Source organism: Bacillus sp. XT-2 (genome assembly GCF_025696525.1).
In the GTDB taxonomy this organism is placed as follows: Bacteria; Bacillota; Bacilli; order Bacillales; family Bacillaceae; genus Bacillus; species Bacillus halotolerans.
Map to the genome: position 1 here is coordinate 156943 of NZ_JAHVOC010000002.1, position 21175 is coordinate 178117.

The following is a 21175-nucleotide window of genomic DNA, read 5'->3' on the forward strand; positions in this document are numbered from 1 at the left end:
CGACTGATGATCAATGGGAAAGGCTCCGTTATTATGTGTATGATCAAGAAAACCAAATGAGTTTCTATTGCGGAGGGTGGGATGTAATCAAGTGTGACAAGAAGTCACACTGATTTTCCCCACTTTCCAAGCGTTCTTGCTTTTGTTGCCGCATATGTCACGAGAAACGGAAAAGTCACAACCAGAAAAGCCACAGGCACCCAATTTGTTAATCCGGTCAAATAATGGAGTGCAATTGACAAGAGAGTCAGGAAAGTCAAGGTGCAGGTGACGTTTCGAACGTCTTTTTCGCTTCTTTTATATTTCTCTCTCATGGTGGATTGATCACTGTATATCGGCGAAGTCCCAGGCTCAGCCGAAAAGATATGCATACCTTGTGAAGAGCAAACACGTTCCCATCCGGCCGCTTCAAACATCTCGGTGTATTCCGCCAAGCTTTCTTCCCCAACATCATGATAATCAATACTGTAAATCAACTTCCGCGGCTCAGCTTTTCTAAGTTTATACCCCATAACCGCAAAAGAATCGAGCAACCAGCCTTTGCTGGCCATATCGCTGAGTTTCTTCATATCTTTTTCTTCTGAAAAAGCCAAGCCGTCGGACATCATATATTTTTTCTGTTTCATGATGAATCCCCTTTCAATTGCTGAAAAGCGCGTTCGCCGTGTTCAGCCATCACTTTTCTGCGCTGAATTTCTTTTTTGAGTAATTCTTGGCCGTGCAGGGTTGTCTGGTACACTTTGCGGCGCGGGTTGTCGTTGTTGACAAGCTCAATGATCTCTTCCTGCAACAGTTTCTTTAACAATGTATATAAGGTAGCTGGGCCGATCGTAAAGGAGTCATCGGTCATGTCCTCAATCTCCTGCATGATCGAATATCCGTGTTTTGGCTCCAGCAAGGTTAAGACAATATAATAGGCTGGATCGGTAAGCTGATCCATTTCCTGCGGACGTTGCTTTGGCAAACGGTCACCTCATTTCTTATATCAACTAATGATATATCACTTATTGATATAATAAAATCTTCCTTTTCCTTTGTCAATGCAATTTTTTTCTGCATTCAGTCATCATAAAGAAACAATCACCGAGTATGCATTAATGAATGCGTTTTCATAGAGGGGGATTCTTAATGAAAAAATGGATAACGGCGGGTTTTGTGATGATGTTAATGTTGGGTTTCAGCGGGGCGGAGAGTCTGAAGGCGTCAGAGCCGAAGGTATATCAGTTTGACTTTGGAAGCGGTTCGGTTGAGCCTGATTACATTGGGGTAAGGGCGTCTGACCGTTATAACCCGTCAAGGGGCTACGGTTTTCAAACGCCGGAACATATGAAGGATGTGGCGGCATCCGGGACGGGCGTGAAAAGTGACGCGGTTCAATTTTTGGCGAATGGGACGAAAAGCGACAACACGTTTAATGTGGATCTTCCGAAGGGTCTTTATGAGGTGAAGGTGACGCTGGGCAATACGGCGAGGGCAAGTGTGGCGGCGGAGGGTGTGTTTCAGGTCATCAATATGACGGGAGACGGTGCGGAGGATACGTTTCAAATTCCTGTCACCGACGGGCAACTGAATCTGCTGGTGACTGAAGGCAAGGCGGGTACCGCTTTTACGCTCAGCGCCCTAAAAATCAAGAAATTGTCTGATCAGCCGGTGACAAACCGAACGATCTATATCGGCGGCGATTCGACGGTGTGCAATTATTATCCGCTCAACAGCAGCAAGCAGGCGGGCTGGGGGCAGATGCTGCCTCACTATGTCGACAAGCGTACCTTTCAAGTGAGAAACATGGCGTCAGGCGGGCAGATTGCGAGAGGGTTTCGAAATGACGGTCAGTTGGAAGCGATCTTGAAGTACATCAAACCGGGTGATTACTTTATTTTGCAGCTCGGCATTAACGATACAAATCCGAAGCATAATGAATCTGAAGCGGAATTTAAGGAGATTATGCGTGATATGATTCGGCAGGTGAAAGCAAAGGGAGCGGAAGTCATCCTTTCAACACCGCAGGGCCGGGCGACAGACTTTACTTCTGAAGGCATCCATTCCTCTGTAAACCGATGGTACAGGGCTTCTATTTTGGCTTTGGCCGATGAAGAAAAAACAAGGCTTATTGACCTGAATGTCCTCAGTTCATCTTACTTTACATCGATCGGTCCGGAAAAAACGCTTGCCCTTTATATGAATGGAGATACGCTGCATCCGAACCGCGCGGGTGCCGATGCACTGGCGCGATTGGCCGTTCAGGAACTAAAAAGACAGGGGATTGATGGCTTCTAAAACGTCATTTTTCGGCAAAACACATACGATGCCGTAAATTAGAGTATAATGAGAACATCTGCAAGAGACAGGAGTTTATACATGAGTCATTTTAAAAACTATCAAATCAGTCACGACATTTTACGAGCATTGGAAGGACTGGGGTATACAGAACCGACCGAGGTGCAGCGAAACGTGATTCCGGCAGCCTTTGAACGAAAAGATCTTGTCGTCAAATCACAGACGGGAAGCGGGAAAACGGCTGCGTTTGGCATTCCTCTCTGCGAGCTGGCGGATTGGGACGAAAATAAACCGCAGGCACTGGTGCTGACGCCGACCCGTGAGCTTGCCGTGCAAGTAAAAGAGGATATCACGAACATCGGAAGATTTAAACGAATCAAAGCGACAGCTGTGTTTGGAAAATCATCTTTTGATAAACAAAAAGCCGAGCTGAAGCAAAAAAGCCATATTGTTGTCGGCACTCCGGGGCGTGTTCTGGATCATATTGAAAAAGGCACGCTGCCGCTGGATCGCCTTTCCTATCTGGTCATTGATGAAGCGGATGAGATGCTGAATATGGGCTTCATCGATCAGGTGGAGGCGATTATCAAGCATCTTCCGGTTAAGCGCACAACGATGCTGTTTTCTGCGACACTGCCAGAGGATATTGAGAAATTAAGCCGCCAATATATGCAAAACCCAGAGCATATCGAAATCAAAGCGGCCGGCCTCACCACAAGGAATATTGAACATGCGGTGATTCAAGTCAGAGAAGAGAATAAGTTTTCTTTGCTGAAGGATGTACTCATCACTGAGAACCCGGACAGCTGCATCATTTTTTGCCGGACGAAAGAGCATGTGAATCAGCTGACCGATGAATTGGATGACTTAGGATATCCATGCGATAAAATTCACGGCGGGATGATTCAGGAAGACCGCTTTGACGTCATGAATGAATTTAAAAGAGGCGAGTACCGTTATTTAGTCGCGACAGACGTCGCCGCACGGGGGATCGATATCGAAAATATCGCCCTTGTCATCAACTATGATCTGCCTCTTGAGAAAGAAAGCTACGTACACCGTACAGGACGGACAGGGCGAGCCGGGAATCAGGGAAAAGCGATTTCATTTGTGGCGCCGTTTGAAAAGCGGTTCCTAGCTGAAATAGAAGAGTATATCGGATTCGGGATTCAGACATTAGAAGCCCCGTCCCAAGAGGAAATCGCAAAAAAGAAACCGGATTTTCTCGCTAAACTGAAAGACCGTCCGGCGATCAAAAAAGACAAGAGCGAAGAGCTGAATAAAGACATCATGAAGCTGTACTTTAACGGCGGAAAGAAAAAGAAAATCAGAGCCGTTGATTTTGTCGGAACGATCGCTAAAATCGACGGGGTTTCTGCTGATGACATTGGCATCATTACGATCATGGATAACGCCTCGTACGTGGAAATTTTAAACGGAAAAGGCCCACATGTTCTCAAAGCCATGAAGGATACAACCGTCAAAGGGAAAAAGCTTAAGGTGAATAAAGCGAATAAATGATGAATGACCTGCTCCCAGTTAAAGGGGCAGGTCATTTTCGTGATGGCTGACATTGGTGCTGTTTTCTTCCGGCACAAAGGCGAGGATGACAATCCCGATCACAAACAAAATGATCAGGCTGAACACCGCAGTCGATGATTTTCCAGTAAGCTGGGCGGTAACGGCGATGAGCAGCGGCCCCATAATTGAGGCGAATTTTCCGAAAATGTTGTAGAAGCCGAAGAATTCATTTGCATGGTGTTTCGGGACGAGCTTGGCAAAATAGGAGCGGCTTAATGCTTGAATGCCGCCCTGCGAGGTGGCGACAAGCATGGCTAGAATCCAGAAATCAAACGTCGTTTCCAGAAAATACGCATATACGCAGACAATCATATATATGACGATGCCAACGTACAGCATTGTTTTCCCTGTGAAGCGTTCCGCCAGTCTTCCGTATAAAATGGCAAACGGCGCGGCGACGACCTGAGTGACAAACAGGATGATCAGGAGACTTGTGGAGCTGATGCCCAAATCTGACCCGTAAGAGGTCGACATCGTAATAATGGTGCCGACTCCATCGATATAAAAGAAATAAGCGAGCAGAAAGAGGAACAGCGCCCGGTACTGCCGGATCCGTTTCATCGTTTGCCCGAGGCGTTTAAAGCTGTTGGCTATGATGCGGGGTTCTCTTTTGATGTAATAGCGCTGATGAACGTGTTTCAGCATCGGAATGGTAAACAGTCCCCACCAAGCGGCCGTTATAAAAAAGGACAGCTGGCTTGCGGCAGACACGGACATCGGAATCGTTTCTGCTTGTGCAAGCAGGATGACGGCGATGCTGAGGATAAATGGGATCGTGCTGCCGATATAGCCTAAGCCAAAGCCGCGGGCGGAGACGAGATTCATCCGTTCCTCAGGCGTGACGTCAACGAGGAAGGCGTCGTAGAATACATTGGCGCCGGAAAAACCGACAGCCGATATGGTGTAGAACAGCAGCAAAAGAAGCCAATGTTCACTTGGAATAAAGGCAAGCGCCGCGGTGCTGGCGACACCGGCTGACACAAAGAAACCGAAGAACTTTTTTTTGCAGCCTTCATAGTCGGCGATGGTTCCTAAAATCGGGCCGAGCATGGCGAGAATAAAGGTAGAAATCGCTATCGTATAACCTAAATAAGCAGTTGATTGAGCAGCGCTGACACCGCCTTCCGCAGCGGCTGATTTATAAAACAACGGAAATACCGCGGTTGTGACGACAATGGAATAAGCAGAGTTTGCCCAGTCATATACAACCCAGCTGTTTTCTTGTTTCGTAAAACGTTTCATCTGCAGAGCCCCTCCCCAGTAACGATACTTCTATTGTACGAGAAAACGCATAGAAAAGGATGGAACCGTGGTCAATTTTTACAAAATGTTTATGTTCTATATAGGTCAAATAATACTTTTGGTTTATTGCTGACACATCAAATATCTGGTACGATTTAACTATATTTTGCCGCTTTTTCCAGAAGGGTTTCAGCAGAGAGGAGACAGAGCATGAGGCGAATAGGCTTGTTGATAAGCCTGCTGGTCGCTGTTCTTGCGATGAGCGCATGTGAAAGCGAAAGCAATGTTCAGAACGCTGCCCAACATGATCAAAAGACGATCAAACAAAGCATGATAAAATCACTGGGCAGCAAGAAAAAGCAAGACTTTCAGACCCTATCAAACGATATGCAGCTGGCGGTTGTTTTCAGTTCTATGGTACACGTAAGCGAGACGTTTGATTATGGGATCGGCAACCCTGAATATTTCATTCGCAGCAGCATGACAGAAGAGGAAGCAGATATAGCGAAGAAAAATCTTGAATCAATTAAACTCGAAAACGGCCGGCTAAAAAAACAAAACAGCGAGGCATTCGCAATGCTTCAAAAAACCCGCAATCAAGAAAAGAGCCGCAATGAGAATCAGCAGCTTAAAGTCAATAGAGACACCTTTTTTGAGATTACCGGCAGCATGATCGCGCTCATCAATCAGGTCACACCGAAAAACGCTAAACAAACAAGAAAACAGCTGGATCAGCTGAAAAAACAATATACGAAATACAATGCTGAGAGCATCAACTTAATGAATGGCATAGTCAAGAAGCAGGGGGCAGATAAGGAATCCTTTGAACGCCATCTTGAGGCGCTGCTTCAGAAACAGAGCGGGCAGACGGTGCTGAGTGAAGTATATTGACCGGATCGCTGCTCTTTCCCTGAAGATATTGACCTAGTACAAAAAGAATGTACAATCAAGGTGTAGTCTGTTCTTAGCTGATTGGAGGGACATGTCATGAAGATTGCGAAGGTGATCAACAATAACGTAATTAGTGTGGTCAATGAACAAGGGAAAGAATTGGTCATCATGGGCAGAGGGCTCGCGTTCCAAAAAAAGTCCGGCGACGAGGTCGATGAAGCACGCATTGAGAAGGTGTTCACTCTCGATAACAAGGATGTATCAGAGAAATTTAAAACCCTTTTGTATGAAATACCGCTCGAGTGTATGGAAGTGTGTGAGGACATTATCAGCTATGCGAAGTTACAGCTTGGCAAAAAGCTGAACGACAGCATCTACGTGTCGCTGACCGATCATATTAACTTTGCCATACAGCGCAATAAAAAGGGCCTTGATATCAAAAATGCTTTGCTGTGGGAAACCAAACGGCTGTACAAAGATGAGTTTGCCATTGGCAAAGAAGCGCTGCACATGGTGAAAAACAAGACAGGTGTTTCCCTTCCGGAGGATGAAGCAGGTTTTATTGCCCTCCATATCGTGAATGCCGAACTCAATGAAGAGATGCCCAATATCATTAACATTACAAAAGTGATGCAAGAGATTTTAAGTATTGTAAAATATCATTTTAATATTGAATTTGATGAAGAATCGCTGCATTATTACCGGTTTGTCACTCACCTGAAGTTTTTCGCGCAGCGTCTTTTTAACGGAACTTATCTTGAAAGCCAGGACGATTTTTTGCTGGAAACGGTGAAAGAAAAATATCATCGCGCGTATGACTGCACGAAGAAAATCAAAGCGTATATGGAACAAGAATATGAACACAAACTCACCAGGGACGAGCTGCTGTACTTAACGATTCATATTGAAAGGGTCGTCAAACAAACATGATGAAAGCGTTGACATTTTTGTTTTCGTGTGTTAATTTTTTCTCACATCAATATATTATGATTTTAGGATTGTTACTGATAAGCAGGCAAAACCTAAATTACGATGAGTGCGGAGGATCTCTGTCTGTGCTGGTGGTAATTTAGGTTTTTATTTTTTTCAGGGGATGGTGATGGTGCAAAATTGAAGAAAAATCGAATGATGAAGTTTTATAGGATTGTTACTGGTCAGCAGGCAAAACCTAAACTACTTGTTCCTATTGTGGCAGGGGTAGTTTAGGTTTTTTATTTTTCAGCGGAAGGGATGAGGGGAAATGGGGATTCAGGCAGCAGCCAGAGACATTTTACAATTGGTCGGCGGGGAAGAAAATGTGCGTTCGCTTGTACATTGTGCGACGCGCTTGCGTTTTACGCTGAACGACCGCTCAAAAGCAGACAAAGAAAAAATAGAAGCTTTAGACGATGTCGTGACTGTTGTGGAAAGCGGCGGGCAGTTTCAGGTGGTCATCGGTAATCATGTTTCCGAAGTGTATCGCGAGATTGGAAAGATATCAAGTGTGCTGCAGGATGACCAAACAGAGCGTTATGCTCAGAAAGGGAATCTGTTCGGCCGGCTGGTTGATATCGTATCGAGCATTTTTACGCCTTTGCTTGGCGTGATGGCGGGAGCGGGAATTTTAAAGGGCCTGCTTATGATCTGTACAAATGCCGGCTGGCTCAAAACTGAGGATACAACTTACACGATTTTGTATGCCGCCGCAGACAGCCTGTTTTATTTTCTGCCATTGCTGCTTGCCATTACAGCTGCCCGAAAATTCGGCGCAAACGTGTTTGTGTCTGTCACGGTTGCGGGGGCGCTCATCTATCCAACCATTATTGAACTGAAGAATGGCAATGCGGATACCGATTTTTTTGGCATTCCTGTTGTTTTAATGAATTACACATCAACCGTTATACCGATCATCCTGGCGATTTTTGTGATGAGCTGCATGGAGAAGTTTCTAAACAGGCTGATTCATGACAGTGTAAAAACCTTCATCACGCCGCTGATCTGTTTAGTGACGGTCGTGCCGCTCACATTAATCGTGTTCGGGCCGATTGGCGTAAATGCCGGGAATGGCATCGCGGCTGTGATTCTGGCGATCTTTCATTTTAATCCGATGCTGGCCGGTGCCGTGATCGCAGCCCTTTGGCAGATCCTTGTCATCTTCGGCATTCACTGGGGTATCGTGCCGGTTATTTTAAACAATATTGCGGTCAACGGGCAGGATTCTATCAAACCGGCTACAGCAGCTGCTGTGTTTGCCCAAACAGGTGCCGCCATCGGAGTCATGTTAAAAACGAAAAATAAAAAATTGAAGACGCTTGCGGGCTCCGCCGCTGTCACCGGAATTTTCGGCATTACGGAACCTGCCGTTTATGGGGTGACGCTCCGACTGAAAAAACCTTTTGTATGCGGTGTCATCAGTGCGGCTGTTGGCGGGGCGATTATCGGGCAGGCTCACAGTGTGGCCATCGCTTCAGGTGCGCCGGGTCTATTGACCATCCCGATTTTCTACGGACAGGGGTTTGCAGGCTTTATCTTGGGAATCTCGGTATCTTTTATTCTCTCAATTATCCTAACGTACATTGTCGGTTTTGAAGATCCCGCGGAAGAAAAAGCAGATGCCAAAACGGAACCGCCAGCACCTGTCGCACATCATGAACAGATCAGCAGTCCATTAGAAGGAAGCGTGATTCCGTTAGCGGAAGTGAAGGATAAGGTGTTCGCATCGGAGACGCTTGGAAAGGGGATTGCGATTTTGCCGGAGAAAGGCCGGCTGGTGGCTCCGGCAGATGGCGTGATATCGACCGTTTTCCCGACTGGCCATGCATTCGGCATGATCACCCATCAGGAAACAGAAATCCTGATTCACCTCGGATTTGATACGGTGAAGCTGGAAGGAAAACACTTTTATCCTAAAGTGGTGCAGGGGCAAGCCGTCAAACAAGGCGATCTGCTGGCTGAATTTGATTTAGAGGAGTTAATAAAAGCAGGGTTTGATATGAACACGCCGATCATCATCACAAACACAGATCAATATACCGACGTCATTCAAACTGATCAAAAGCAAGTCAAAACAGAAGAAAGAATTCTTTCTTTAATCTAAAACATTGGAGGAACAAACGATGAACTATAACAAACTTGCGGCATTTCCGGAGAACTTTTTGTGGGGAGCATCAACTTCTGCTTATCAGGTTGAAGGCGCGTGGAACGAAGATGGAAAGGGACCTTCAGTGATTGACGCCCGCGACAGCTATCCTGAGGGAACGACTGATTTTAAGGTAGCCAGCGACCATTATCACCGTTATAAAGAAGACGTTGCGCTGTTTGCTGAAATGGGCTTTAAAGCATACCGTTTTTCTATCGCCTGGACGCGAATTATTCCTGATGGCGACGGAGACATCAATCCAAAGGGGATTGAATTTTACAGTAATCTGATTGATGAGCTGCTCAAATATAAGATTGAACCGATCGTCACGATGTATCACTTTGATCTGCCGAATGCATTGCAGGAAAAGGGAGGCTGGTCAAAGCGATCTACAATTGACGCTTTTGAACGTTATTCGAAGGTGCTGTTTGAACACTTCGGTGACCGTGTCAAGTACTGGCTGACGATCAATGAACAAAACATGATGATCCTGCATGGAAGTGCGCTGGGCACACTTGATCCGAATCTGAAAAACCCGAAAAAAGAACTGTATCAGCAAAATCACCACATGCTGGTGGCACAGGCGAAGGCTATGAATCTATGCCATGAGATGCTGATGGAAGCCAAGATCGGCCCAGCTCCAAACATTGCGCTGATTTACCCGGCATCTTCAAAACCGGAAGATGTTGTCGCAGCCTTCAACTACAATGCAATCCGCAACTGGCTCTATTTAGATATGGCGGTTCACGGGCGTTATAACACGACAGCTTGGGCATATATGAAAGAAAAAGGCTATACGCCAGTCATTGAAGATGGTGATATGGAGATTCTGCGATCTGCGAAGCCTGATTTTATCGCATTTAACTACTACACGTCTCAAACGGCGGAAGCAAGCAAAGGCGACGGCTCGGACGAGGCAGCGCGAGGAGGAGACCAGCATTTGAAAACGGGAGAAGACGGCGTCTACCGCGGCAGCGCCAACCCGAACCTGAAGAAAAACGATTTCGGCTGGGAAATTGATCCGGTTGGCTTCCGTTCCACACTTCGTGAAATCTATGACCGCTACCAGCTGCCATTGATCATCACAGAAAACGGGTTAGGCGCTTTCGATCAACTAGATGAAAACGATACAGTTAATGACGATTACCGGATTGATTATATAAAGCAGCACATTGAACAAATTCAATGGGCGATTACAGACGGCGTTGACGTATTCGGCTACTCACCGTGGTCTGCGATTGACTTAATTTCCACTCATCAGGGCTGTTCTAAACGCTACGGCTTCATCTATGTCAATCGTGATGAATTCGACCTGAAAGACCTGCGCCGTATCCGCAAGAAAAGCTTTTATTGGTATAAAGAGCTGATTGCTTCGAATGGCGCGTCAATGAACCGATAGAAAAAATAAACAATTTATGAAAATAAATATATTTATGTAAATGATCCGAGCTCCTTGCCGATATGTATAGTATAAAATTGGAAAGGGGTTTGTATATGAAGAACAAAAAAATTGTTTCACTGCCTTTTTTGTGTACTGTGTTGCTTGTTGTTTTTAGTTTATGTATGAATTCAAATGCTGCCTCAGCGCAAAGTGTGTTAAAAGATAAACCAATCATGGAGCAGCAGGAAAAACTGAAAAAACAAAAGGAAACTGAGGATGTTTCATTAAATCAAGCGAAGCAAGTAAGCCTTAAAACGGACAATAAAACAGAAAAGATGAAAGTGAAGAAGCCTTCGAATGAGAATGTTTTTAAAACAAGTTCCATGTACAACTCCGATGACCAGGTTTTCAATACAACCTCTGTCCTTGATGAAAATAATCCTGATGATATGTACTTTTTCAGTACTTCGTCAGATCGAACCCTTATCACAAGAATTCTTTCAGACAACAGCGATTACCATCTGAAATTGTATGTTGTCAATTGGGATACAGGAGAAGCTCAGCCGTCTAATATATCAATGGCAGCAGGGAACTTAGTGCTTTTAAAAGAGCTTCCCGCTGGCGATTATATGATCCGGGTTTCCTCTGAAGGAACGACGGGAGATTCATATAACATTCAGTTAAATGCGAAAAACCCTTCAAATTATTCAAGTGTAAAATCGGTAACGTCTAATTTACAAGCCTTTGTTGCTGAGTATGGAGACGGTTCCGTTTATGCTAATGGTACACTGCTGTACAATTCTAATACGAAAACATCTTCATTAGACTGGGAAAGAGAATATTATTTTTCCTATGGAGGCGGGTATAATCAGCGCACCCATTCCATTTCTGATGTGAAGGTTAAAAATATTTCTGACCCTGTCACTTATCGTTCGAGTTATGCAAGTTCAAGCTCAGCCATCATGGTTTACTTAGACACAGGCACGCTTTTTATGCATCATGTATCAGCTTATCAGTCCGGGGTAGGTTATGATGATTCTTTCCTTGATACGTTAGGTAAAAAAACACCTAGAAGGCTTGATGCGGATGATCAGAACTATGGGGACCATATATTGATCGTTGATCTGAAAACCGGCAAAGCGATAGACTTTTTCAGTGTTTTAAATTACTACTATGCTTCAGGTGCTGAAAGCTTGCCTGTCATAAAATATATCAACTAAATTACCAAAAAAGGATTTCCGGCAGCGGAAATCCTTTTCTCACGTTAAAACGAAATAATCCCAATCAGCAGTGCCGCAATCGTCATCACAATGGTTGTTCCCACTGCCCATTTGATCGTGAATTTTTGATGGTCGCCAAAGCTGACGCCCGCCATTCCGACCAATAAATAAGTGGAGGGAACGAGAGGACTGAGCAAATGCACAGGCTGGCCCAGCAAAGAGGCTCTGCCGATTTCTGCGGCATCTATTCCGTAAGCAGCGGCGGCTTCCGTGATGATCGGCAGAACACCGAAGTAAAAGGCGTCATTCGACATAAAAAAGGTAAATGGCATGCTGACGATGGCTGTAATCAAGGGCAGGTGCGGGCCCATGGCGTCAGGGATGAGTGATACGAGAGAATGCGCCATGGCGTCTACCATTTTTGTGCCCGACAAAATGCCTGTGAAAATGCCGGCGGCAAATACCATGGAGACAACGTTTAACGCATTTCCTGCATGCGCTGAGATTCGCTTTTGCTGCTCTTTTACATTCGGATAGTTCACCATCAAGGCGATAGCAAATGCGATCATAAAAAGAACAGGAAGCGGGAGCAGGCTGGTGATCAAAGCGGCCATCAGCACGACAGTCAGCAGCAGGTTAAACCACTGGAGAGCGGGGCGTTTGAGCGGCGCAGTATCCGGATCGGAGGCGTGCTGGTGTTCAATTGAGATGACGCCGAGCCGTTTCCGTTCTTTTTTTCCTAGAATATAGGCTACGGCAAGCACCCAAAGAATGCCGGCAATCATAGCAGGAATCAGCGGAGTGAAGACTTCTGACGTGTCCAATTTGAGAGAAGCCAAAACCCTTGCAGTCGGCCCTCCCCACGGAATAATATTCATGACTCCCGACCCGAGCATTGCAATTCCCGCCAACACCAGCCGGTTCATGCCGAGCCGTTTGTATAGCGGAAGCATCGCAGCAATGGTAATCATATACGTTGTTGTCCCATCTCCGTCCAGCGAAATGGTCATCGTCAACACCGCTGTGCCGACAGCGATTTTTAATGGATCTCCTTTGACAAGGGATAAGATTTTGGCAATAAGCGGATCGAACAAACCTGAATCAATCATGATGCCGAAATACAGGATCGCAAATAATAGCATGATGCCTGTTGGAGCGAGGCCTGTTACACCCTGAAGCATCATATCGCCCAGGTCTTTGCCGAATCCGCTGATCAGGGCAAACACAACAGGAACGACAATCAAGGCAATAAGAGCGGAAAGCCGGTTAGACATAATAAGATACATGAAGACAATGATCATCACAAAACCAAGTATCGCAAGCACGATATGACCTCCCCCATTCAACAGCACAATTTTAGTAAGCGCTTCCACGCTTCGAGAAGGCTTATTTCAAATATTTATGACCTCATGTTGACAAGTAGACCTAAAAACCTAGAGAGCAGATGAGCAGTTTATATGCAGATCGCCACGGGTAAATGTGCTGTAGAATGTTTATTTTTGAGATCTGGAATAGGAAAAGGGGGAGCAGACATGAGTGATGATCAAAACAAACGAGTCAATGAACACTCAAAAGACGAGCAGCTCGAACAGTACAGGGTCGATAACAGCGGAAAGAAAATGACGACAAACCAAGGTGTACGGGTGTCTGAGGACGAACATTCGTTAAAAGCCGGAGTTCGCGGTCCGACGTTGATGGAGGATTTTCACTTTCGGGAGAAGATGACCCATTTTGACCATGAGAGAATCCCTGAACGGATCGTGCATGCGCGCGGTTATGGCGTGCATGGCTTTTTTCAGGTTTACGAACCGATGACAGAATTCACCCGGGCGAAATTTCTTCAGGACCCTTCGGTGAAGACACCGGTATTTGTCCGGTTTTCAACAGTTGCGGGCTCCAAAGGCTCCGCTGACACGGTGCGTGACGCCAGAGGCTTTGCGACGAAATTCTACACTGAAGAAGGAAACTATGATCTAGTAGGCAATAATATTCCGGTGTTCTTTATTCAGGATGCGATCAAATTCCCGGATTTGGTGCATGCGTTTAAGCCTGAGCCGCACAATGAAATGCCTCAGGCCGCGACAGCTCATGATACGTTTTGGGACTTTGTCGCCAATAATCCAGAGTCGGCTCACATGGTGATGTGGACGATGTCTGACAGAGGCATTCCCCGCAGCTACCGGATGATGGAGGGCTTTGGCGTTCACACGTTCCGTTTTGTCAACGAACAAGGAAAGGCGCGTTTCGTGAAATTCCATTGGAAGCCGGTGCTCGGCGTGCATTCTCTCGTATGGGATGAAGCGCAGAAAATTGCCGGAAAAGACCCTGATTTCCACCGCCGCGACCTGTGGGAAACGATTGAAAACGGCGACGTTGTTGAATATGAGCTAGGCGTGCAGATGATAGATGAAGAAGATGAATTCAAATTTGACTTTGATATTCTTGATCCGACGAAGCTTTGGCCGGAAGAGCTTGTGCCGGTGAAGATCATTGGGAAAATGACGCTGAACCGCAATCAGGATAATGTATTTGCTGAAACGGAGCAAGTCGCATTCCACCCGGGAAATGTGGTGCCGGGCATTGACTTCACAAATGACCCGCTGCTGCAGGGACGGCTTTTCTCTTATACGGATACACAGCTGATCCGTCTTGGCGGCCCGAACTTCCACGAGATTCCGATTAACCGCCCGGTATGTCCGTTCCATAACAACCAGTACGACGGTTATCATCGGATGACCATCAACAAGGGGCCGGTCGCTTATCATAAAAACTCTCTGCAGAACAATGACCCGTCTCCTGCGTCAGCCGAAGAAGGCGGTTACGTCCACTATCAGGAGAAAGTAGAGGGCAGAAAAATCCGCCAGCGGAGCGACAGTTTCAATAATTACTACTCACAGGCAAAACTGTTCTGGAACAGCATGTCACCGGTTGAGAAAAAGCACATCATTTCTGCCTTTTGCTTCGAGGTCGGGAAGGTCAAAAGCAAAGATGTGCAGCGGCAGGTCGTAGATGTCTTCAGCAACGTAGATACTGTCTTGGCAGAAGAAATCGCCAAAGGAGTAGGTGTGGCGCCGCCGGCGAAACGCAAAGCATCAAAAGAAATCCTTACCTCACCTGCATTAAGCCAAGCCCGTACAGTGAAAACAGCGTCAACGAGGAAGGTCGCGGTTCTCGCCGGCAATGGTTTTGATGAAAAAGAACTGCAAACAGTGCTTGATACCTTAAAACAAGAAGGGATCACAGCGGATATCATCAGTCAAACGCTGGGGTACATCACAAGCGGCGCCGGACAGCAGCTTGAGGTCAGCGCCACATTCCTGACGACAGACTCTGTTCTGTATGACGCGGTTTATGCCGCAGGAGGACCTGAATTAAAAGAAGATAAACAAGCGATGGCGTTTATCAGAGAAGCCTACAATCACTATAAGGCGGTCGGCGCGGCAAACGAAGGAGTTGACCTCCTCAAATCAGCTGTCGGCACAAAAGAGGGGCCGGGCGTTGTGACAGCAAAAGACGAAGATGATTACACCGGCTTTAGCAAAGCGTTTATCGAAGCAGTTGCCGCCCACCGCCATTGGGATAGACGAATTTGATTCGCTCCTGTATCTTAGAGGAAGATACTTTTCATAAGGAGCATGACATATGAACGAAAAACAGCTCGCAGAGGCTTACGAGCGCGACGAAAATATGATGATATTAGTGTTTGCCCAATGGTGTGTGAACCATGATCTTGATCCGTTGGAGCTATATGCCAAAGCATATCCGCAGCAAAAGCTGAATGAAAGCTTGAAAAAAACAGTGGAAGAACTGATCGTGCCGAAGAACGAGTCAGAACACATACCTGACCAGACCGTCATTGCGGTGTTAGAGATGTTTGGGAATATTGATTTGGCACAAGCGGTTCACGAAGTGATTGCTGAGCGTAAACAGTAAAAAAGAGACAGTATGTTGTCTCTTTTTTATTTGGGAAAAATCGAGCAGATCGACCTAGAAACTTCTTTTCACTTCATCAGTCTATAAAAGTGTGCGTTGCAGAAAAAAGGGAATGATAAACAAAGAAGATCAAAAAGGAGGAGATTGTATGAAATTGAACAAAATGATGAAATATGCGGTAGCTGCTGCTGTTTTGCTTTTTAGTGTATTTGCATATGCGGCCCCATCTTTACAAGCGGTTCAAGCGAAAACGCCGACTGTCAGCAGCCATACGTACAAAAAGATCAAGGAATTAAAGTATCCTCAGGTGCATCACATCGGGAATGCCGCGTTTGAAAAGAACATCAATCAAGAGCTGAAAGCCTACATTGAACAATCGTATCAGGAATACCTGAAAAACAAAAAAGCAGGCGAACAGCAGGGCTTCAACGCGGAATATCAAACATCCTTCAGCGTCAAATATAATGCGGCTGGCAAGCTCAGCATACAAACGCTCAATTATATCTATTCAGGCGGCGCCCATGGTTTAACGTCTGTTCAGTCCTTCAACTATGACTTGAACACACAAAAGCGGGTGACACTGAATCAGATTCTGAATACCAAAACAAAAGTCAGCAAAACGAAAGATTACCTATACAGCTATATCAAAAAACATGACACGCTGTTTTTCCCTGATGTAAAGAAAGAGGATATTACCCTTAACCAAGACACAACGTTTTACTTTACGAAAAACGGAATCGCCATCGTCTTCGGCCAGTATGACTTAGGACCATATGCAGCCGGAATCCGGGATGTACAGGTGCCTTCCTCTATTTATCAATAATCAAAAGAGCCATATCCTTAAAAGGGATATGGCTCAATGTTTCTACCACACAAACAGGCCGACAATCGCAGCACTTAGTAAAGATACCGCAATTCCGCTGACGAGCAGCTTCCACACGTTTCTCCCGATCACGGTTGACTTTTCGCCGTCAAGGATCGAGTTATACGTTCCGTAAATCATGCCGACTGTACTAAAGTTGGCAAATGACGTCAGGAATGTCGTTGCTACCGCAACTGTGTGAGGGGGCAGTGTTTTAAGATTATTTTTCAAGTCAAGCATCGCAACAAACTCGTTCGTTGCCAATTTCATTCCCATCAGCTGAGCGACATACATCGCATCGTGTACCGGCAGCCCAAGCAGGAATGCGAACGGACTGAAGAGATAAGCAAAAATCGTCTGAATGGTCAGGCCGTGTACGAAAACACCAAGAATGCCATTGACTGCTGACGTTAATGCCACATATCCAATCACCATTGCCAAAATAACGATGACCATGTTCATGCCGACAAGCATACTGTTAGAAATTGTAGAGAAAAAGTCTTTCTTCTCTTCTTTAGGCGGCGTATAGATGATGTCTTCATCCTCCGGCACATGCACAGGGTTCAGCAGGTTTGCGATAATCAGTGCGTTTAAGCAGTTTAATGGAATGGCTGTAAACACGTATGTCGCCGGCACCATTGACAGGTAAGATCCGATAATAGAACCGCTGATGCTGCTCATGCTCATTAAGCCGAATGTGAGCAGGCGGTTGTTGTTTAATACTGTGAGCTGCTGGCGAATGACTGCCAGAGCTTCTGTATTTCCCAAGAACATCATTTGAATAGAGAAAAAGCTTTCTAATTTCGGCAAGCGGGAAGCCTTTGAGATCACCCAGCCGATTTTATCAATCAGCCATGGCAAAATGCCGAAATATGTTAAGATGTCAAAGAATGTGACGATGAAAATAATTGGAAGAAGTGCGCTGAAGAAAAAGTCTACCGTTTCATTTGCCATCACAGAAGGGAAGGCAAACGCGATCCCGTCACTGGCACAAGCAATCAGCCAAGTGAAGAAATTTCCAATTTGTCCGATGGCCCAGCTGCCAATTTTTGTCCCCAGCATAAACCACGTAATCAAAAGCTCCAGAACAATTAACGTAATGATCGGACGCCACTGGATTTTCTTTTTCTGCGGGGAGCATAGGAACACAACTGCCATAATCACAATGAGACCGACAAGGTTTAATAAAAAGTACATGATAGCAACTCCTATGAGGTTTATTATGGAAATGAAAAAAGCCCTTATCCTTCACAAATTCTGGAAGTGCAGAAAGTGTGAAAAATAAGAGCAAACAGAAAAGAACTTGTCCTTTTCAACTCGTTCAAATTTATTCAAACTTTCTTGTAGTCTAGTTTTTTACGGTTACTAGGTAGAAACAATCAGACCATATTACTGATCATATACAAGAATGTCTTTTTTCTAAGATGATAGCAGTATTTTATCCTTTCACTTTTTGAAAATCAACCTTTTTAACTATTTTCAAAATAATAAATTTATATTTCGAAGTCGAGAAAATAAAGGAAATTCTTATTGGATTGCTATGCTGAAATTGTGATCAGGAGGAAAAAACGAAGCATATCATCATCACAGGCACGCCAATGCATGCTGACCATCGGCTTTACTGTATTTCAAGACAGAATAATCAAAAGCTGATCGACTTGGACAGCAGTGATTTGAGAGATAGCCACGGGATCGAGGCGCTCTTTGATGAATTGTTTCAGCGCGTTAGCCTTGATACGGAGCCGGAAGGCATTTATGTAATCAATAATGCCGGTGTACTGGCGTCATTGGGCCGATCGAACAACAAAACGGAGGAGCTGAAGAAACAGCCCGCTTATTAATTGATCTTCTAAACAGTGAGGAGTTCGGGCAGCCGCCTGTCGTTGAGAATCTAGTTTCTACTCCTGGATGATTGATGTATCATATTAGTGGGGAAACCCTCTATGCAGCAAAAAGGAGTTCTTTTTTATGATTATTCAATTCATTCGTTATAGATAATGACAGGTATAGACGACTTTCCAGACCTGGCCAAAAAGTTAGATAGGCCCAGGTTTATTTGTCTATGCCTTTTTCATTTATTTAAAAACGAATGAATGAGGTGTTTTTTGTGTCAAACATAAAGAAGCATGCTGCTTATATGAATCAATTTGTCTCTTTATTTCGATGCCCGATCTGCGATTCTTCAATGAAGGTCACATCTTGGAAAAGTTTGGTTTGTTTCAAGAGCGGGCATACGTTTGATATATCCCGGCATGGGTACGTAAATTTCCTGACAAAGCCGGTCAAAAGCAGCTATCGGGCGGGGCTTTTCGAAGCAAGAAGCCGGCTGATGGCAGAATATCACTTTTTTGCACCGCTTCATCAGGCATTAGCTGACTTGATCAGTGACCGGAAGTCTGAAAAAGAGACGTTAACCATTTTAGACTGCGGATGCGGTGAGGGGACCCACTTGAAAGCGGTTTGCGAGCTGCTTCAAGAGAAGAAAACGGTTCACGGAATTGGGATTGATATTGCCAAGGATGGCATATTACGAGCGGCAAAAAATATTGGCGGAAAGCTGTGGGCCGTAGCTGATGTAGCTAATGCGCCCTTTCAAGACCGGCAATTTGATGTCATTCTATCGATTTTCTCACCTTCAAATTATGCAGAGTTTCACAGACTGCTGAAAAAAGATGGTTTGGTTATAAAGGTTGTCCCTCAAAAGGATTACTTAACAGAACTAAGGCAGGTTTTATACGCAGATTCAGAAAGACGAACCTATTCCAATACACCTGCAATTGAGCGCTTTACCACACATTTTCAGCTCGATCATCTGATGAGGATGCGCTATACCAAAACGCTTCATCAGCAAGGCGTAGAATGGCTTCTGAACATGACACCGTTAGCCTGGTCCGCATCGGCTGAAAAAATCAACCAGTTTAGAGAAATGAAATCGGCTCAGCTGACAGTTGATGTTGATATATTAATCGGAACGAAATGAGTGAAAGAGGAAAGCTCCCATAAAGAGCTTTCCTTTTGTTTTCCGCAAAAACGGAATTTTCCACTGGATTGGAATAGTTATCGCTCATTTTCCGTAAATATGGAAGAGGAAAGGCTTGAAATGGTCTTCTGGCAACTGGCACAGAACTTGCATTAGAAATGACGGAAAGGGAGGGGATATTTTGTAAACGCTTTCCTTTTCTCAGACAAGCGGAAAAGAGGGATGTTTGTGGACATTATTATTATTCTTTTGGCTTTGGGTTTGCTGATGTTTGTCGCCTATCGGGGATTTTCAGTCATTTTGTTTGCTCCGATTTGCGCCTTATTTGCTGTACTGCTGACAGATCCAAGCTTTGTGCTTCCTTTTTTCTCAACCATATTTATGGAAAAGATGGCGGGGTTTATTAAGCTGTACTTTCCAGTATTTCTGCTTGGCGCCATTTTCGGAAAGGTTGTCGAGATGTCCGGCTTGGCGGCTTCCATTGCGAAGACAATTGTCAGACTGGTCGGGGCGAAACGAGCAACACTCGCTATCGTATTGATGGGCGCCATTTTAACGTACAGCGGAGTCAGCCTGTTTGTTGTCGTCTTTGCTGTATACCCCTTTGCGAAAAATATGTTCAAAGAAGCTGACATCCCGAAGCGCCTCATACCGGGAACGATTGCTCTCGGGGCATTTACTTTTACAATGGACGCACTGCCGGGTACACCGCAAATCCAAAATGTAATTCCTACGACGTTTTTCAAAACAGACATTTACGCCGCCCCTTGGCTTGGTATGATCGGTGCGGTGTTTGTGCTGGCGGCAGGTATGTTCTACTTGGAATCGAGGCGCAAAAAAGCAGAGAAAACGGGCGAAGGCTACGCCGGTTTTCAATCGGAGATTTCTGCCGCGCGTGAGCCATCTGATCTTGCCCCGGAACAAAGCCCGCCGGTCTTAGAGCCTGACACAAGTAAGGTCCGGCACGCACTCGCTTTTGTTCCTCTTATTCTCGTTGGTTTGATGAACAAATGTTTCACCACGTTCCTTCCCAAGTGGTATCCGAATGAATTTGATTTTTCCGCCATAGGATTGGGAGAGTTCGGGAAACTTGATATCTCCTCCGCGGTTGCCATTTGGTCAGTGGAGCTGGCCCTCCTGATCGGAATCATCGCAACCATTTTGTTTGATTGGAGAAAAGTGTTTGGACAGCTAAAGGAAGGGCTGAATGAAGGGATCGGCGGCGCTTTGCTTGCATCGATGAATACAGGCGCCGAGTATGGTTTCGGCGGTATCGTTGCTGCGCTGCCGGGGTTTCATAAGCTGAGCAGCGGCATTTCACATACGTTTACGGATCCGCTTGTAAACGGAGCTGTGACGACAACAACGCTGGCAGGGATCACCGGATCGGCCTCAGGGGGAATGGGAATCGCGTTAAGCGCGATGTCTGATCAATATTTAAAAGCGATTCAGACCTATCACATACCGCCTGAAGTGATGCACCGGGTCATTTCAATGGCATCAGGAGGCATGGATACGCTTCCGCATAATGGGGCGGTAATCACCCTGCTGGCTGTGACGGGTCTGACCCATCGCCAATCGTATCGGGATATTTTTGCGATTACTCTCATCAAAACCGCCGCCGTATTTGTGATTATCGCGATTTACAGTTTGACGGGCCTTGTATAGGACAAACGAAAGGGGAATCAGA

The 21175-nt window shown here is 45.5% G+C and carries 18 protein-coding genes and 1 riboswitch; of the genes, 13 read left to right on the forward strand and 5 right to left on the reverse strand.

Going from position 1 to position 21175, the window contains the following annotated elements; translation table 11 throughout:
* Positions 1-104: 104 nt before the first annotated feature.
* Positions 105-626, reverse strand: coding sequence for a DUF2812 domain-containing protein (locus KXD37_RS06870; protein ID WP_106021877.1), 522 nt, complete (start codon positions 624-626; stop codon positions 105-107).
* Positions 623-964 (reverse strand): PadR family transcriptional regulator, encoded by a 342-nt coding sequence (locus tag KXD37_RS06875; protein ID WP_046161026.1) that lies wholly within the window; start codon positions 962-964, stop codon positions 623-625. Before KXD37_RS06875 ends, KXD37_RS06870 begins: the two co-directional genes overlap by 4 nt.
* A gap of 164 nt (positions 965-1128) precedes the next feature.
* Between KXD37_RS06875 and KXD37_RS06880 the strand changes: the two genes are divergently transcribed.
* The gene (locus tag KXD37_RS06880; protein WP_127696321.1) at positions 1129-2277 is read left to right on the forward strand and encodes a rhamnogalacturonan acetylesterase; all 1149 of its coding nucleotides are present in this window, start codon (positions 1129-1131) and stop codon (positions 2275-2277) included.
* Between the two features lie 81 nt (positions 2278-2358).
* Positions 2359-3798: a DEAD/DEAH box helicase gene (locus KXD37_RS06885; protein ID WP_263463442.1), complete on the forward strand. Its 1440-nt coding sequence runs from the start codon at positions 2359-2361 to the stop codon at positions 3796-3798.
* Positions 3799-3816: 18 nt separating this feature from the next.
* Here KXD37_RS06885 and KXD37_RS06890 read toward each other — a convergent pair whose 3' ends face one another.
* Positions 3817-5100 (reverse strand): MFS transporter, encoded by a 1284-nt coding sequence (locus KXD37_RS06890; protein ID WP_106019804.1) that lies wholly within the window; start codon positions 5098-5100, stop codon positions 3817-3819.
* A gap of 210 nt (positions 5101-5310) precedes the next feature.
* Between KXD37_RS06890 and KXD37_RS06895 the strand changes: the two genes are divergently transcribed.
* From KXD37_RS06895 to KXD37_RS06915, 5 genes are all read left to right on the forward strand, one after another.
* Positions 5311-5991, forward strand: a complete 681-nt coding sequence (locus KXD37_RS06895; RefSeq protein ID WP_263463443.1) for a hypothetical protein — start codon at positions 5311-5313, stop codon at positions 5989-5991.
* Between the two features lie 96 nt (positions 5992-6087).
* The gene (gene licT / locus KXD37_RS06900) at positions 6088-6921 is read left to right on the forward strand and encodes a BglG family transcription antiterminator LicT (protein ID WP_024123382.1); all 834 of its coding nucleotides are present in this window, start codon (positions 6088-6090) and stop codon (positions 6919-6921) included.
* A 310-nt stretch (positions 6922-7231) separates the two neighbouring features.
* Complete coding sequence (locus KXD37_RS06905) at positions 7232-9067, forward strand: beta-glucoside-specific PTS transporter subunit IIABC (protein WP_127696325.1); 1836 nt, start codon at positions 7232-7234, stop codon at positions 9065-9067.
* Between the two features lie 19 nt (positions 9068-9086).
* A complete protein-coding gene (locus KXD37_RS06910; RefSeq protein ID WP_151174630.1) occupies positions 9087-10508 on the forward strand; it encodes a glycoside hydrolase family 1 protein in 1422 nt (473 codons plus the stop codon).
* 95 nt (positions 10509-10603) lie between these two features.
* Positions 10604-11710: a hypothetical protein gene (locus KXD37_RS06915; protein ID WP_151174629.1), complete on the forward strand. Its 1107-nt coding sequence runs from the start codon at positions 10604-10606 to the stop codon at positions 11708-11710.
* A 44-nt stretch (positions 11711-11754) separates the two neighbouring features.
* Here KXD37_RS06915 and citH read toward each other — a convergent pair whose 3' ends face one another.
* Positions 11755-13035 (reverse strand): citrate transporter CitH, encoded by a 1281-nt coding sequence (gene citH, locus KXD37_RS06920; RefSeq protein ID WP_010332446.1) that lies wholly within the window; start codon positions 13033-13035, stop codon positions 11755-11757.
* Positions 13036-13242: 207 nt separating this feature from the next.
* Between citH and KXD37_RS06925 the strand changes: the two genes are divergently transcribed.
* The 3 genes from KXD37_RS06925 to KXD37_RS06935 all read left to right on the forward strand — a co-directional run bounded on the left by KXD37_RS06925 (position 13243) and on the right by KXD37_RS06935 (position 16466).
* Positions 13243-15303 (forward strand): catalase, encoded by a 2061-nt coding sequence (locus KXD37_RS06925; protein WP_151174628.1) that lies wholly within the window; start codon positions 13243-13245, stop codon positions 15301-15303.
* Positions 15304-15352: 49 nt separating this feature from the next.
* On the forward strand, positions 15353-15643 hold the full coding sequence (locus KXD37_RS06930) for a hypothetical protein (RefSeq protein ID WP_024123376.1): 291 nt from the start codon (positions 15353-15355) through the stop codon (positions 15641-15643).
* A gap of 148 nt (positions 15644-15791) precedes the next feature.
* Positions 15792-16466 (forward strand): DUF3298 and DUF4163 domain-containing protein, encoded by a 675-nt coding sequence (locus KXD37_RS06935; RefSeq protein ID WP_151174627.1) that lies wholly within the window; start codon positions 15792-15794, stop codon positions 16464-16466.
* Positions 16467-16508: 42 nt separating this feature from the next.
* Here KXD37_RS06935 and KXD37_RS06940 read toward each other — a convergent pair whose 3' ends face one another.
* On the reverse strand, positions 16509-17702 hold the full coding sequence (locus tag KXD37_RS06940; protein WP_095712686.1) for a NupC/NupG family nucleoside CNT transporter: 1194 nt from the start codon (positions 17700-17702) through the stop codon (positions 16509-16511).
* 127 nt (positions 17703-17829) lie between these two features.
* Positions 17830-17931: riboswitch (purine riboswitch) on the reverse strand.
* Between the two features lie 172 nt (positions 17932-18103).
* On the opposite strand from KXD37_RS06940, the gene KXD37_RS06945 reads away from it, so the two are divergent.
* The 3 genes from KXD37_RS06945 (at position 18104) to KXD37_RS06955 (ending at position 21153) form a co-directional block, all read left to right on the forward strand.
* The gene (locus KXD37_RS06945) at positions 18104-18346 is read left to right on the forward strand and encodes a hypothetical protein (protein WP_263463444.1); all 243 of its coding nucleotides are present in this window, start codon (positions 18104-18106) and stop codon (positions 18344-18346) included.
* 296 nt (positions 18347-18642) lie between these two features.
* Positions 18643-19485 (forward strand): methyltransferase domain-containing protein, encoded by an 843-nt coding sequence (locus KXD37_RS06950; protein WP_263463504.1) that lies wholly within the window; start codon positions 18643-18645, stop codon positions 19483-19485.
* Between the two features lie 228 nt (positions 19486-19713).
* Positions 19714-21153: a GntP family permease gene (locus KXD37_RS06955; protein WP_106021886.1), complete on the forward strand. Its 1440-nt coding sequence runs from the start codon at positions 19714-19716 to the stop codon at positions 21151-21153.
* The last annotated feature ends 22 nt before the right edge of the window (positions 21154-21175 follow it).

Coding starts and splice junctions, on each gene's coding strand:
- KXD37_RS06935 (WP_151174627.1), top strand. CDS start 15,792: ATGAAATTGAACAAAATGATGAAATATGCGGTAGCTGCTGCTGTTTTG.
- KXD37_RS06930 (WP_024123376.1), top strand. CDS start 15,353: ATGAACGAAAAACAGCTCGCAGAGGCTTACGAGCGCGACGAAAATATG.
- KXD37_RS06885 (WP_263463442.1), top strand. CDS start 2,359: ATGAGTCATTTTAAAAACTATCAAATCAGTCACGACATTTTACGAGCA.
- KXD37_RS06890 (WP_106019804.1), bottom strand. CDS start 5,100: ATGAAACGTTTTACGAAACAAGAAAACAGCTGGGTTGTATATGACTGG.
- licT (WP_024123382.1), top strand. CDS start 6,088: ATGAAGATTGCGAAGGTGATCAACAATAACGTAATTAGTGTGGTCAAT.
- KXD37_RS06915 (WP_151174629.1), top strand. CDS start 10,604: ATGAAGAACAAAAAAATTGTTTCACTGCCTTTTTTGTGTACTGTGTTG.
- KXD37_RS06945 (WP_263463444.1), top strand. CDS start 18,104: ATGCATGCTGACCATCGGCTTTACTGTATTTCAAGACAGAATAATCAA.
- KXD37_RS06880 (WP_127696321.1), top strand. CDS start 1,129: ATGAAAAAATGGATAACGGCGGGTTTTGTGATGATGTTAATGTTGGGT.
- KXD37_RS06910 (WP_151174630.1), top strand. CDS start 9,087: ATGAACTATAACAAACTTGCGGCATTTCCGGAGAACTTTTTGTGGGGA.
- KXD37_RS06950 (WP_263463504.1), top strand. CDS start 18,643: ATGAATCAATTTGTCTCTTTATTTCGATGCCCGATCTGCGATTCTTCA.
- KXD37_RS06905 (WP_127696325.1), top strand. CDS start 7,232: ATGGGGATTCAGGCAGCAGCCAGAGACATTTTACAATTGGTCGGCGGG.
- KXD37_RS06870 (WP_106021877.1), bottom strand. CDS start 626: ATGAAACAGAAAAAATATATGATGTCCGACGGCTTGGCTTTTTCAGAA.
- KXD37_RS06895 (WP_263463443.1), top strand. CDS start 5,311: ATGAGGCGAATAGGCTTGTTGATAAGCCTGCTGGTCGCTGTTCTTGCG.
- KXD37_RS06925 (WP_151174628.1), top strand. CDS start 13,243: ATGAGTGATGATCAAAACAAACGAGTCAATGAACACTCAAAAGACGAG.
- KXD37_RS06940 (WP_095712686.1), bottom strand. CDS start 17,702: ATGTACTTTTTATTAAACCTTGTCGGTCTCATTGTGATTATGGCAGTT.